This window comes from Trueperella bernardiae (genome assembly GCF_001469025.1).
GTDB classification, from domain to species: Bacteria; Actinomycetota; Actinomycetes; order Actinomycetales; family Actinomycetaceae; genus Trueperella; species Trueperella bernardiae.
Genome location: NZ_LNIZ01000006.1, coordinates 84,741 through 98,294, shown reverse-complemented (window position 1 = coordinate 98,294; position 13,554 = coordinate 84,741). Strand labels below are relative to the sequence as shown.

Annotated in this window: 12 protein-coding genes; 2 read left to right on the top strand and 10 right to left on the bottom strand. The window is 66.0% G+C overall.

Annotation, left to right across the window (positions count from 1 at the left end; translation table 11 throughout):
• Window positions 1-7 precede the first annotated feature (7 nt).
• Window positions 8-814 carry a purine-nucleoside phosphorylase gene (locus AQZ59_RS06835; protein WP_152994731.1) on the top strand — a complete coding sequence of 269 codons (807 nt, stop codon included), beginning with the start codon at window positions 8-10 and terminating at the stop codon, window positions 812-814.
• Window positions 814-2,496, top strand: coding sequence for a phospho-sugar mutase (locus AQZ59_RS06830; protein ID WP_062613925.1), 1,683 nt, complete (start codon window positions 814-816; stop codon window positions 2,494-2,496). Before AQZ59_RS06835 ends, AQZ59_RS06830 begins: the two co-directional genes overlap by 1 nt.
• A 132-nt stretch (window positions 2,497-2,628) precedes the next feature.
• Here the strand turns inward: AQZ59_RS06830 and deoC are convergent, their stop codons facing one another.
• The 10 genes from deoC to AQZ59_RS06780 all read right to left on the bottom strand — a co-directional run bounded on the left by deoC (window position 2,629) and on the right by AQZ59_RS06780 (window position 13,547).
• Window positions 2,629-3,282: a deoxyribose-phosphate aldolase gene (deoC, locus tag AQZ59_RS06825; RefSeq protein ID WP_062613924.1), complete on the bottom strand. Its 654-nt coding sequence runs from the start codon at window positions 3,280-3,282 to the stop codon at window positions 2,629-2,631.
• A gap of 2 nt (window positions 3,283-3,284) precedes the next feature.
• On the bottom strand, window positions 3,285-3,992 hold the full coding sequence (locus AQZ59_RS06820; protein WP_062613923.1) for a hypothetical protein: 708 nt from the start codon (window positions 3,990-3,992) through the stop codon (window positions 3,285-3,287).
• Window positions 3,989-5,275 carry a thymidine phosphorylase gene (locus AQZ59_RS06815; RefSeq protein ID WP_062613922.1) on the bottom strand — a complete coding sequence of 429 codons (1,287 nt, stop codon included), beginning with the start codon at window positions 5,273-5,275 and terminating at the stop codon, window positions 3,989-3,991. Before AQZ59_RS06815 ends, AQZ59_RS06820 begins: the two co-directional genes overlap by 4 nt.
• A 1-nt stretch (window position 5,276) precedes the next feature.
• Window positions 5,277-5,717 (bottom strand): cytidine deaminase, encoded by a 441-nt coding sequence (locus AQZ59_RS06810; RefSeq protein WP_062613921.1) that lies wholly within the window; start codon window positions 5,715-5,717, stop codon window positions 5,277-5,279.
• Window positions 5,714-7,024 (bottom strand): ABC transporter permease, encoded by a 1,311-nt coding sequence (locus AQZ59_RS06805; protein ID WP_062613920.1) that lies wholly within the window; start codon window positions 7,022-7,024, stop codon window positions 5,714-5,716. The genes AQZ59_RS06810 and AQZ59_RS06805 overlap by 4 nt, the downstream gene beginning before the upstream one ends.
• The gene (locus AQZ59_RS06800; protein WP_082661210.1) at window positions 7,021-8,331 is read right to left on the bottom strand and encodes an ABC transporter permease; all 1,311 of its coding nucleotides are present in this window, start codon (window positions 8,329-8,331) and stop codon (window positions 7,021-7,023) included. The genes AQZ59_RS06805 and AQZ59_RS06800 overlap by 4 nt, the downstream gene beginning before the upstream one ends.
• Complete coding sequence (locus tag AQZ59_RS06795) at window positions 8,332-9,873, bottom strand: ABC transporter ATP-binding protein (protein WP_062613919.1); 1,542 nt, start codon at window positions 9,871-9,873, stop codon at window positions 8,332-8,334.
• A 78-nt stretch (window positions 9,874-9,951) separates the two neighbouring features.
• Window positions 9,952-11,034 carry a BMP family lipoprotein gene (locus AQZ59_RS06790; RefSeq protein ID WP_062613918.1) on the bottom strand — a complete coding sequence of 361 codons (1,083 nt, stop codon included), beginning with the start codon at window positions 11,032-11,034 and terminating at the stop codon, window positions 9,952-9,954.
• A 174-nt stretch (window positions 11,035-11,208) separates the two neighbouring features.
• Window positions 11,209-12,285 (bottom strand): mannose-1-phosphate guanylyltransferase, encoded by a 1,077-nt coding sequence (locus AQZ59_RS06785; RefSeq protein WP_062613917.1) that lies wholly within the window; start codon window positions 12,283-12,285, stop codon window positions 11,209-11,211.
• A complete protein-coding gene (locus AQZ59_RS06780) occupies window positions 12,282-13,547 on the bottom strand; it encodes a YihY/virulence factor BrkB family protein (RefSeq protein WP_062613916.1) in 1,266 nt (421 codons plus the stop codon). The genes AQZ59_RS06785 and AQZ59_RS06780 overlap by 4 nt, the downstream gene beginning before the upstream one ends.
• Between the last annotated feature and the right edge of the window lie 7 nt (window positions 13,548-13,554).

Sequence of the window (13,554 nt, the reverse complement as noted above, 5' to 3'; positions counted from 1 at the left end):
ATCGGCCATGGATTACATGGATTTGGCCCGCGAAGCGGCGGCAAAGATCGCCGACGTGACGGGCGTCGATAAGCATGACATCGCGCTGACTCTCGGCTCTGGCTGGGGCGGGGCGGCCGACCTCATCGGTGAGGTCGTGGCTGAGATCCCGGCCGAGGAGATCCCCGGCTTTTCTAAGTCGGCGGTGGCCGGCCACGGAGGCAAACTCACCTCGATCCGCCTCAATGATGGCAAGCACGCCCTGGTGCTCGGGGCCCGCACCCACTTCTACGAGGGCAAGGGCGTGCGCGCCGTCGCTCACGGCCCGCGCACTGCGGCGGCCGCCGGAGCGAAGGTCTGCATCCTCACCAATGGATGCGGCTCCACCCGTGAGGAGACCGGCCCGGGTAGCGCCGTCCTCATCTCCGATCACATCAACCTGACCGCTACCTCCCCGCTTGAGGGCGCCACCTTCGTGGACCTCACGGACCTGTACTCGTCCCGCCTGCGCGGGATGGCTCACGACATCGATCCGGACCTGGCAGAGGGCGTCTACGTCCAGTTCCCAGGCCCGCACTACGAAACCCCGGCGGAGGTCCGCATGGCGGCCACGCTCGGCGGCGACCTCGTGGGCATGTCCACCGCACTCGAGGCGATCGCGGCACGTGAGATGGGGATGGAGATCCTCGGCATCTCGCTCGTGACGAATCTGGCCGCCGGTGTGGCGAGCGTCAAGCTTGACCACGCCGAAGTGCTCGAGGCTGGCAAGGCTGCCGGCCCGCGCATTTCCCAGCTTCTCGCGGACATCATTGAACGAATTGCGAAGGAGATGTGATGACCTCACAGCTTTTTGACGACGTCGCGGCGTGGATTGCCGCCGACCCCTCGGCTTCCGACCGAGCCGAGCTCGAGGCGCTTCTTGCGGCGGCTAAGGCCGGCGACGCCGATGCCACGGCCGATCTTGAAGACCGTTTTTCTGGCACGCTCCAGTTCGGCACCGCCGGCCTGCGCGGCGTCATGGAGGCCGGGCCGAACCGAATGAACGCGGCGGTTGTGCGCCGGGCCGCCGCCGGCCTGGTCGCGTGGCTGAAGGAGACGGTGGCCGACGACTTCGTGGTTGTCATCGGCTACGATGCCCGCTACCACTCGGATGAGTTCGCGCGCGACACGGCCGCGATCGTCACTGCCGCAGGCGGCACCGCCCACCTCATGCCCTTCCAGCTGCCCACCCCATTGCTAGCGTACGCCGTGCGCAAGTACGGGGCCGACGCCGGCGTGATGGTCACCGCCTCGCACAACCCGCCCAAGGACAACGGCTACAAGGTCTACCTCGGCGGGCGCGCGGCCAGCGCGGACGGCAACGGCGTGCAGATCATCCCGCCGGTCGATAGCGAGATCGCGGCTAAGATCGCGGCCGCCCCCGCGGCGAACGAGGTCCCGATGGCGGAGGGCTGGAATGTCATCCCCGCCTCGATCGTGGACGACTACGTGGCCGACACCCTCGCCCAGGTGGCAGACGGCCCGCGCGATCTGAAGATCGTCTACACCGCCATGCACGGCGTGGGCAAGAGCCTGGTCCACCCGCTGCTCGAGGCAGCGGGCTTCACCGATGTCGTCGACGTCCCCTCGCAGATCGAGCCCGACCCGGACTTCCCCACCGTCGCCTTCCCCAACCCGGAGGAGGCCGGCGCGCTGGATGAGGCGATCAAGGTGGCGCAGGAGGTGGGCGCCGACATCATCATCGCCTCCGATCCCGACGCCGACCGCTGCTCGGCCGCCATCCCCACCCCGTCTGGCTGGCGTCAGCTGTCAGGCGACGAGATCGGCTCGGTCCTGGGCGAGCAAGTGGGCGCAGCCGCGGCAGCCGCCGGTACGAAGGGCTCGCTTGCCTCGTCGATCGTGTCCTCCCAGCTGCTGTCCCAGATCGCCGCACACCACGGGTTGGACTACCACTCGACCCTGACGGGCTTTAAGTGGATCGCGCGTGCCAAGGACATCCTCTTCGGCTACGAGGAGGCCATCGGGTTCTGCTCCTACCCGGAGCTGGTGAAGGACAAGGACGGCGTCTCGACCGCACTCGTGCTCGCCATCACGGCGGCGAAGATGAAGGCCGAGGACAAGTCCATCCAGGACGTGCTCGATGCCCTGGCGATCCGCCACGGCCTGTACCTCACCGCCCCGGTGACGGTGCGCGTGGATGACCTGTCGATCATCCCGGCCACGATGGCGAAGGTGCGCAACGAGCCTCCCACCGAGCTGCTCGGCCTGCCCGTGGCCTCCATCGAGGACCTGTCCGAGGGCAACGCCGACCTCCCGCCCACGGACGCGTTGCGCATCCGCACCTCCGAGGGCGACCGCGTGATTGTACGCCCATCAGGCACCGAGCCGAAGGTCAAGTGCTACCTCGAAGTGATCGTGCCCGTGGCCGACGCCGACTCGCTCCCGCAGGCGCGTGAGGCGGCCAAGGAGCGCATGGAGCGCTTCAAGGCAGATGTGGCGCAGATGCTCACACTCTAAGCACCTGCGTACACGCGAAGGCCCCCGAAAAATCGGGGGCCTTCGCGTTTCACCAGCTGGCGGCGTCTCCGTGGACCGCACGTGCGGGAGGCAGTCACGCGGCTCGCGTCAACGCCTCCGATTCCGTAGATACTAGTTGACGAATCCTTCGATGACGGCGCGCGAGGAGGACAGGCCGAGGCGGCTGGCGCCGGCCTCGATCATCGCCTTGGCGGTCTCGGCGTCGCGGATGCCGCCGGAGGCCTTGACCCCGAGGTCCTCACCCACGGTCTCGCGCATGAGCTTGACGGCGTGGGCGGAGGCGCCACCTGCCGGGTGGAATCCAGTGGAGGTCTTGACATAGTCAGCGCCGGCCTCGGCCGCACACTTGCAGGCCTCGACGATCTCCTCGTCCGTCAGCACGGCGGACTCGATGATGACCTTGAGCAGGGCGTACGGGATCGCGTCGCGGACCACGGCGATGTCGTAGCCGAGCGCGTCCCAGTCGTGCTCCTTGGCGTAGCCGAGGTTGATGACCATGTCCACCTCGTCGGCACCGGCGGCAACCGCGCGGGCGGCCTCGGCGGCCTTGATCTCGGAGGCCACGGCGCCCGAGGGGAAGCCGACCACAACGCACAGCTTGACGTCGCCCAGCTCGATGCTGGCCGGCAGCGGGAGCATCGACGGGGAGACGCACACCGAGAAGGTGCCGAGCTCCTTGGCCTCCTCGACCAGCTTGGCCACGTCCTCGATGGTGGCCTCCGGCTTGAGCAGGGTGTGGTCGATCATCTTTGAAACTTCAGTCATGTTTACTCCTTCATAGGTTGCGGGAGCACTGCCCACACAAGCCGTGTCCAGTGCCCAAAGGCGGGCAGCGGCGTTGACCGCTGCGCCATGGAAAAGATGGGGACGCGATACACGGATCCCGACCCCGGGTCGTAGATGGATAGTTCAGGTGAGTCATCGGCGGCCGGCAGTGCCAGCACGACGTGCCGGGGCACGGCGCGTGCCACGCCCTCGGCGAGGTCTCCCCCGGTGAAGAGGGGCACGGGCAGGCCGACGCCGGCAGCGTGCCACGCCCATTGCAGGATCGCGCGCCCGCGTTCGGTGTCCGTATCCACGGGCGTGCTGACGTAGGTGACGTCATAGCCCGCCTGCCGGGCGATCGCCGTCATCTCCCTGGCCACCGCCCACGGCGGCGAGCCGAAGGCGGCCGGCCAGGTGAGCGGGCCGAGCGCCCGGCGGCGCAACTGGGCGTAGATCTCAGCTTCGGCACGCTCCGGCCCCTCGCGCTCCACACGCTCGCGCAGGAGCGGGTCGAAGAGCATACCGGCGGCCAGCACCACCATGGCGCCACAGGTCTGACCCGTGGACTGGGCCAGCCGGCGGCCCCCGTATGGCTCGCCCGCCGCGTCGTCGGCGAACCAGTCCTCGGCCACGAAATCATCGGGCCAGGAGAACTGGATCGGGGTCACGACCGGGCGGGCGAGCCGCGCGAGAATAGTGGACAGGTTCACTTGGCGATGCGATCCAGCACGACCGACTCGCGCGGCCTGTACTCTCCGCCGATCACGACGCCGCCCTCGAGCGCCTCAAGCGCACGCGGGATACGGCCATCTTCGTCGGTGAGGAAGGTCATGAGCTTCTCGCCCTTCTTCACCGTGTCGCCCGGCTTCTTGTACAGCTCGATGCCCGCAGCCAGCTGGACCGGCTCCTCCTTGAAGGCACGGCCGGCACCCAAGCGCCACGAGGCCACGCCCACAGCGAGCGCGTCGAGCTCGGTGAGCACACCATCCTCATCGGCCAACACGTCGTGAGAGTGCTTGGCCACCGGGAGCGGGGCGTCCGGATCACCGTCCTGGGCACGGATCATCTCGCGCCACTTGTCCATGGCACGCCCGTCCTTGAGCGCCTCTTCGATGTCCGCGTCGGGCTGGCCGGCTGCGGTGAGCATCTCGCGCGCGAGCGCCAGGGTGAGCTCGACAACGTCGGCCGGTCCCCCGCCCGCGAGCACCTCCACCGACTCGGCGATCTCGGGGGCGTTGCCCACCTTGAGGCCGAGCGGGGTGGACATGTCGGTGAGCAGGGCGGTGGTGGTGACGCCGGCGTCGGTACCGAGGTCGACCATCGTGCGGGCCAACTCCTGGGCCATCGACAGGTCCTTCATGAAGGCGCCCGAGCCGACCTTGACGTCGAGGACGAGCGAGTCGGTGCCCTCGGCGATCTTCTTCGACATGATCGAGGAGGCGATGAGCGGGATGCAGTCCACGGTAGCCGTCACGTCACGAAGCGCGTACAGCTTCTTGTCCGCCGGCGCCAGGCCGGAGCCCGCCGCGCAGATCACCGCGCCGCAGCCGGCGAGCTGGGTCATGACCTCGTCGTTGCTGAGCGCCGCGCGCCAGCCGGGGATGGCCTCGAGCTTGTCGAGCGTGCCGCCCGTGTGGCCCAGCCCGCGGCCTGAGAGCTGTGGGACGGCCACGCCGTAGACAGCCACGAGCGGGGCTAGCGGCAGGGTGATCTTATCCCCCACGCCGCCCGTGGAGTGCTTGTCCGCGGTGGGCTTGCCCAACGAGGCGAAGTCCATCCGCTCACCCGAGTTGATCATTGCCTGGGTCCACTGGGCGATCTCCTCCCGGTCCATCCCGTTGAGGAAGATCGCCATCGCGAGCGCGGCCATCTGCTCATCGCCCACCACGCCACGGGTGTAGGCGTCAATCGTCCAATTGATTTCGGGAAGCGTCAACTTGTTCTTGTTGCGCTTGGCCCGGATGATGTCAACGACATCAAACTGTTCCGTCATATCAGTCCTTAAAAACCGTCTTCGCCATGTCAACGCTGTCTTCGCTGCCGTACGCGGTGAGGTCACGCGGCCCGAAGGCCTCCGGGAGCACGTACGTCATCGGCTGGGGTCCCGTCTTGGGCATGTACACCAGCAGCTCCGGCCCTCCAAATTCGTACAGCAACTGACGGCAACGGCCGCAGGGAACCGCGGTTTCGCCGTCGCCCTTCACACACCACACCGCCGCGAGCTGACCCCCGCCCGAGCGGACGAGCGCGGAAACCATGCCGTTCTCCGCACACGTGCCCAGGCCGTAGGAGGCGTTCTCCACGTTGCAACCGGAGACATAGCGGCCATCGGTGGTCACGCCCGCCGCCCCCACCGGGTAACCCGAGTACGGCGCGTAGGCGCTATGCATTGCTTCAATCGCCAGTTCTTTTAAGGCGTTCCAGTCAATATTCATGATTTCATGTAGGGGATATTCTCGGCCGCCGGCGGCTTGGACTTACCCACGAAGCCGGCCACGGCAATGATGGTCACAATGTAAGGGATCATGTTGAGCAGGTTGGACGGGATACCGCTGTGTAGCGAGGGCACGAGTTGGGCAACCGCGCGGGCGAAGCCGAACTTGACGGCCGCGCCCATGGCACCCACCGGGTGCCACTTACCGAGGATCATGGCCGCGAGGGCGATGTATCCATTACCTGCGGAAATGTTGTCCGTGAACGCCAGGCCCGTTCCGATGGTGAACGAGGCGCCACCGAAGCCGGCCATCGCCGATCCGAGGATCGTGTTGCGCGTGCGGGTGCGGTTGACGTTGATGCCCACCGTGTCCGCGGCCCTCGGATGCTCGCCACAGGCGCGCAGGCGTAGGCCCCAGCGGGAACGGAAGATGAAGATCGCCAGGAAGATCACCGCGGCGTACATGACGTAGACGATGATGGTCTGGTTGAACAGCATCGGGCCGATCACCGGGATCTCGGACAGGCCCGGGATCTTGATCGCACTCAGCGAGTAGCGGTTCGTGTTGAACAGCTGCTGGTCCTGGGTCATGATCGTGTCGTAGAAGAACGCGGTCAGACCGAGCGCCAGCACATTGAGCACCACGCCCACGATGATCTGGTCCACGCCGTAGCGCACCGCGAACAGCGCGAGCAGGGCGCCGAGCAGCGCGCCGGCCACCGGGGCGAAGAGCAGGCCGATGTATGCGTTCTTGAAGAACGACGCCGCCATCACGCCCGCAAACGCACCCGCCAGGAGCTGGCCCTCAATGCTAATGTTAACCACGCCCACGCGCTCACAGATCACGCCGGACATCGCGCCGAAGATGAGCGGGGTGGAGATCGCCACCGTCGCACCCAGGGTGGAGGTCAGCGTGACCGCGCCCGCCGAACCGGCGCCCGCGAAGATGAGGAAGGACAGGATGGTCACGGTGCCCACCAGGAGCATCGTCACCAGGTCCAGGGTGCGGCCCATCTTGCCGTACTTGCCACGCGAGAGCGTGGACAGGATCGACCAGACGGTGCCGGCGAGTGCGATGATGGCAAACACCCACAGGAACAGCGGGGCGTCAATCGTGGCATCGTCCATCGTGTAGGACTGGCTACGGTGCCCCAGGCGCAGGATCGTCTCACCCTTGGCGTTCAGTGCGAAGAAGACCAACAGGAGGGTCGCCAACGCGTACGTGATCGGAAGCTTCCACGACAGGCGAGTCTTCACTTCCTCATTCTCCGCCACCTGCGGAGCCTCGTTGCGAACGTCAACGCTCATTGCTGGCCTCCCTTGTTCAGCTCGTCGGTCGCTTCCGCGGTGTCCCCTGCCACGCTGATCCGGCTCTCGTCGCGCACGGGCTTGACGCTCTCAGTGACGACGCCGGCCGCCACCAGGTCATTCGCGTTCTCTTCGGTCACGTCGATGCCGCGCTCGGTCAGCGTGATGTACTGGCGCAGCGTGACGGTGTTCGTTGACGGCAGGCGGAAGATCCAGCGCACGAGCGCCGGGGCCGCGATGAGGAGAACGATGATGGACTGCAAGATGAGGATCATGTCAACCGGCACGCCCCTGGTCTGCATGATGTAACCGCCGGCCTTGAAGGCGCCGAACAGCAGGCCCGCGAAGAAGGTGCCGAGCGGCTTGTTGCGGCCAAGGAGTGCCACCGTGATCGCGTCGAAGCCGACCGTACCGGCCACGTTCGACGAGACGTACCCGATGGTGCCGAGCGCCTCGTTCGCGCCGGCGAGCCCGAGGAAAGAGCCGGAGACGACCATCGTCAGCGTGGTCACCTTGCCCACCGAGATGCCCGCGGTACGGGCAGCGTTCGGGTTGGCGCCCACCGCGCGGACCTCGAAACCGAAGGTCGAGCGCTCGAGCACCCACCAAAACAGGATCGTGGCCAGGATGGCGATGATGATACCCGCGTGGAGCTTGAACGGCGCGGGCAGCAACGGGCTGAGCGCGGCCGAATCGGCCACGGTCGGCGTTTTCGGGAAAGACGAGCCGGGCACCTGCCAGGCCGGCTGCAAAAGGATGTAGCCAAGGGCGAGGGTGGCGATCGAGTTGAGCATGATCGTCACGATCACCTCGTTCGCGCCCGTGCGCGCCTTGAGCACGCCCGCGATTCCCGCGTACAGCGCGCCGGCCACGATGCCCGCCAGCAGGGCGAGCAGGGTGTGGATGACCGGCGGGAAGGACATGTTGAAGCCCACCCACGCCGCGCCGAGCGCGCCGAAGATCAGCTGGCCGGCACCGCCAATGTTGAACAAGCCGGCGCGGAAGCCGAAAGCCAAGCCCAGGCCGCCGATGATGAGCGGGATGGCATAGAAGAAGGAGTCGGTAATCGGCTTGATCTGGCGAACGAAGGTCGAACCCTGCGGGTCGAAGATCGCGCCGCGGAACATCGCATAGTAGGCCTCAAGCACGTTCGAGCCGGTGAGCGCAATAAGAATGCCACCGATGACGAACGCGATGAGCACCGCGAGCACCGACACGAGCCAGCCGGAGCGCACGCACCTGTAGACCAAGCCCTTGATGTAGGTGCCCACGCCCGCCTTGCGCGGGGAGGTCGTATTCTGAGCCATTTAGAGCTCCTCCTTCGGGGTCTGCGACATCGCCAGGGCCTCCTCCTGGGGCACGCCGGCCATCATGAGGCCGAGCGCGTCACGCGAGGTGTCAGCGGGGACGGTGCCGATCACGCGGCCGCGGTACATGACGACGATCCTGTCAGCGAGCGCCACCACCTCATCCAGTTCGGAGGACACGAGGAGCACCGGGGTGCCCGCGTCGCGCACCTCCACGATGCGCTTGTGGATGAACTCGATCGAGCCGACGTCCACGCCGCGGGTGGGCTGGTTCGCGATCAGCAGCTCAAGGTCACGCGAGAGCTCACGGGCCACGACCACCTTCTGCTGGTTACCGCCCGACAGGGTGGAGATTGGGTCGTAGACCGAGGTCAAGCGGATGTCGTACTCCTCCTGCTTGTCCAGCGAATTCTTGTGAATGACCTTGGGGCGAAGCACGCCGCCAGCCGAGAACGGCTTGTCACGGTACTGGTCGAGCACCAGATTCTCGGCGATCGAGAAGCTGGCAATCACGCCGTCCTTGGAGCGATCCTCGGGGATCTGGCCGATGCCGTCTTCGATGGTCTGACGCACGCCGTGTGCGGTGATATCGGTGCCGTTGAGCGAAATCGTGCCGCCCGCAGGCTCCTGCAGGCCGACGATGGTCTCCGCAAGCTCGGTCTGGCCGTTGCCCTGCACACCTGCGATGGCCACGACCTCACCCTTGTTCACCTCGAAGCTCACGCCGTCGAGCACCCTGGTGCCGGCGGAGTCGAACGCGGTGAGGTTGTCAACCACCAGGCCCGGGCCGGCCAGTTTGGCCGGCTCCTTCTCCACCTGCATCATGACCGGGCGACCCACCATGAGGGTGGCCAGCTCGGCCTCGGTGGAGGTCGGGTCTGCCGCCCCCACCACCTTGCCACGACGGATGACCGTGATGTCGTCCGCAACGGCGCGGACCTCACGAAGCTTATGGGTAATAAAGACGATCGAGGTACCGGCGTCCGCGAGCTGGCGCATGATCGCCATCAGCTCGTCCGTCTCCTGCGGGGTGAGCACAGCAGTGGGCTCATCGAGGATGAGGACGCGGGCGTCACGCGAGAGCGCCTTAACAATCTCCACGCGCTGCTGCGCGCCAACAGGGAGATCCTCAATCTTGGCATCCGGGTCAAGGTCAAAGCCGAAGCGGGCGGAGACGTCCTTGACGAGCTTGCGCGCCTTGGCGATATCAATGAGGCCCGCGGCCTTCGTGGGCTCGTATCCCAACGCGATCGACTCGGCGACCGTGAAGACGGGGATGAGCATGAAGTGCTGGTGGACCATGCCGATGCCGGCGGCAACCGCGTCGCCGGGACCGTTGAACTTCTGGGGCTTATCATCCAGAAGAATTTCGCCCTCGTTCGGCTCGTAGAGGCCGTAGAGAACATTCATCAACGTTGATTTACCTGCGCCATTCTCACCGAGAAGCGCATGGATGTGGCCTGGTTCGACCACAAGGTCAATGTGGTCGTTCGCCACGAGGGTCCCAAACCGCTTGGTGATCCCTCTCAGTTCGAGTTTCACGTGTCTGCCTTCCTGTGACAGTAAACGGGGAGGCCCGGCCCTGGACGGGCCGGGCCTCCCCAGGTTGCTTAGACAGGACTAGTTGCTCTTCGGAGAGGCGTCAGACTCAACCTTGAGCTCGCCAGACTTGATCTGCTCCTCGAGCTTGATGATCGCATCCTTCAGCTCGGCCGGAACCTTGTCCTCGAAGTTGTGGTACGGAGCGATGGACACGCCACCGTTCTCGAGGGTACCCACGTACGGATCGGACGAGAACGTGCCCTCCGAGCCAGCCTTGATCGTATCCTCGACGGAGGCCGCGATCTCCTTCATGACCGAGGTCAGCATGAGGTCGGCGTAGTCGGGAGCGGTATTGAACCAGTCGGAGTCAACACCGATGAACATGACGTCGCCAGCCTCTTGGGCGGCAGCGGCGGCACCGAGGCCGACCGGGCCGGCAACCGGCATGATGACGTCAGCGCCCTGGTCGATGAACTGCTGGGCCTGCTGCTTGCCGAGAGTCTGGTCATCGAAGGAGTTGGTGAACGCACCGGCCTGCGAAGCCTTGTCCCAGCCGAGAAGCTTGACGGAGGTGCCCATGTCCTCGTTGTACTTGGCCACGCCGTCGGCGAAGCCGTCCATGAAGATGGTGACCGACGGGATCTGCAGGCCGCCGAAGGTGGCGACCGTGCCGGTCTTGGTCATGCCAGCTGCCAGGTAACCGGCGAGGTAGGCGGCCTCGGCGGTGTTGAAGACGAGCGGGCGGCCGTTCTCAACCGTGACGGTGGCGTCGCCGTCGGTGAAGAAGGAGTCGACCAGGCCGAACTCGATGTCCGGGTTGTTCGCAGCGGCATCCTGGAGCGGCTGCTCGAGCAGGAAGCCAACGCCGATGATCATGTTGCAGCCGTCAGCGACCATGGCCTCGACGTTCGGCGCGAAATCCGCGTCCGAGGACGACTCGGCCGTCTTGACCTGGATACCGAGCGACTCCTTGCTCTGCATGAGGCCGTTGTATGCGGATTCGTTGAACGAGCGGTCATCCCAACCGCCGGCGTCCGAGACGAGGCAGGCCTTAAAGTTGGACTTGCCCCCTTCCGAACCGTTGTCCCCGCCGCCAGAGCAGGCGCTGAGTGCAAGAGCAGTTGAGGCCAAGACGGCCGCAAACTTCTTGAAATTCCTCACGGATAACTCCTTCGTAACCTTCGTGTGCTACTTTCACTACCCCTGTGCAGTGATCACATCAACTTTAGCGCGCGTGTGCGCGGTTCTCGCACAGTGACGAATCTGTAATCTTTTCGTAATAATCCCGTTTAACAGTTATTAGCTATCTGTGCACTAATGTATGTTCCCGGGATTTTACCGAATTTCGTCCATACCCACGGCAGAAATCTGCTCTACGATAGCTTTCACTTCTTGCGAACACGCGATATTAGTGACGAGAATCGCATTTTCCGACTCGACAATCACCGCATTTTCTAAACCGAGTACGGCAACTGGCTTCGAATGCGTGTACACGAGCGCGCCCGGGGAGTCGATCGCGATCACCGGCTGCGCTCTCCCGCCTGGGGCCACGTGCGCGCTCCCGTCCAGTAGCTCTCGCAGCGAGGCGTAGTCGCCGACGTCGGACCAGCCCATCTCCACCGGCACGACGGCGACCCCGCCCATCTCGGCCAGCGGCTCGGCGATCGCGTGGTCGATGGCGATCTTCTTCAGCTCCGGCCAGTGTTCGGCGAGCACGTCCGGCCCCGCCGCCGTGTCGTAGGCCGCCGCGATCGCCATGATCCCCGCGTACAACCCCGGCTGGAAGCGCTCGAGCGCGCCGAGCAGCACCGATGCCTTGACCACGAACATCCCCGCGTTCCACCGGTACTGATCGGTGGCGAGATACTTGGCGGCCGTGACGGCGTCGGGCTTTTCCACGAAGCGCTGCACGTGGCGCGCCGTCCCCTCTTCCGCAAGCACCTCCCCCTCGTAGATGTAGCCAAAGCCGGTGGCCGGGTGGTCGGGAGTGATGCCGATGGTGGTGAGGTACCCCATCTCGGCGGCCCGCTCGGCCTCCGCGAGCGCCGCATGGAACGCCGGTACGTCGGCAATGAGGTGATCGGCGGCGAACGATCCGATCACGACGTCCCCCGCACGCTTGGCGATGACGGCCGCGGCGAGCGCGATGGCGGCCATGGAATCGCGCGGTGAGGGCTCGGCGATGATCGCGTCCTCCCCCAACTCGGGCAGCTGGGCGGCCACCGCGTCGCGGTGCGCCACGCCTGTCACCACCGTCACGGTCTCCGACACGGGCGCGAGCCGGTCATAGGTCTGCTGGATGAGCGTGCGCCCGGCCCCCGTGAGGTCGGTGAGGAACTTCGGGTAGTTGCGCCGCGAGAGCGGCCACAGGCGCGTGCCGGCACCGCCGGCGGGAACGATGGCGTGGATCATTGCTCATCCTCAATCACGACGTCGCCCCTCTTGACGGCGGCGTTCTTCGAATTGGTGGTGTAGTGAGTGGAGGCGTAGAAGGCGTCCCACGCCCCATCCTTATAATCCTGGCGGGCCTTGGCGAGCGCGGCCTCGGCCTCGCGCATGCCCTGTTCGGCGGCCTCGATCCGCTTCCGGGCGCGCCGTTCGCGCAGGCCCTTCCACTCCGGGGTCTGCTCGGCGGTGGGCTCGGGCGGGTCGGGGGCGATGATGCCCGAGCGCGGGTCATGCACCCAGCTCTTCGTGTCGGGTACGGATTCCGTGACGTAGTTCGGGGTCTCCTCCAGGTGCTCCACCTGGGAGGGCGTGGGCTTGCCGGGGGCGGGCGGGTTGGCCGCCACGCACGCCGCAACGAGCAGGAGCCGACCGAGGAAGTTGATCCACAGAAGCAGCGTGGCGATCGCGGCGAAACCGGCGAGCAGCGCGTTGTTCGACGCCGAACCCACCACGGCCGTGCCTGCGGTTCTCAGCACGGCTGATCCGATCGCGGCCGTCACCCCGCCGAGTGCCAGGTCACGCAGCGGGGTCTTGACCCCGGACATGACGCGGATGAGGTACATGACCACGGCGGCGTCGATGACGAAGGCCGCCGCGTAGGTGCCGGCCGTGATGAGGGAGTTGCCCGCGCCGCCCGAGATGCCGAGGAAGTCGAAGACCCTCTCCCCAAAGAGCTGGGTGACCGAGACGAGCAGCGTGGTGGACAGCACCCCAAGTCCGAGCACCAGGAATCCCGACAGGTCGAGCAGCTTGGCGGCCACGGCATTGCGGGGGACCATGATGATGCCGAACATCGACTGGATCGTCATGCGCAACCCGCCCATGAGCGAGATCGACGACCATAACAACACGAGCAGCGCAACGAGGGAGGCCAGGTTGAATGGATCCTCCACGATCAGGTCATTCGGATCGAGCAGGCCGCCCGCGTTCGCCTCGGTCTTGAGGATGCCGGGCAGAGCCGTGTCGATCGTGGCGAAGAGGTTTTCGCGCAGCTGATCATTGCCGCCCAGAGTATAGGAGAAGACGGTCAGCCCGATGGTGAGCGCTCCGGCCAGCGCGAACAGCGCCGAGTAGGCGATGCCGCCGGAGAGCTGGGCGCCGCGAGCCACCCCGTAGCGCTGGAAGGCCCGTACGATCCGCAGGTTCATCACCCACTCAACGAGCCGGATGGCCTTGCGCACCGCCACCGGCGGAGGGCTTTTCTTTTCTCGGATCTGCGCGCTCATGTCTCTC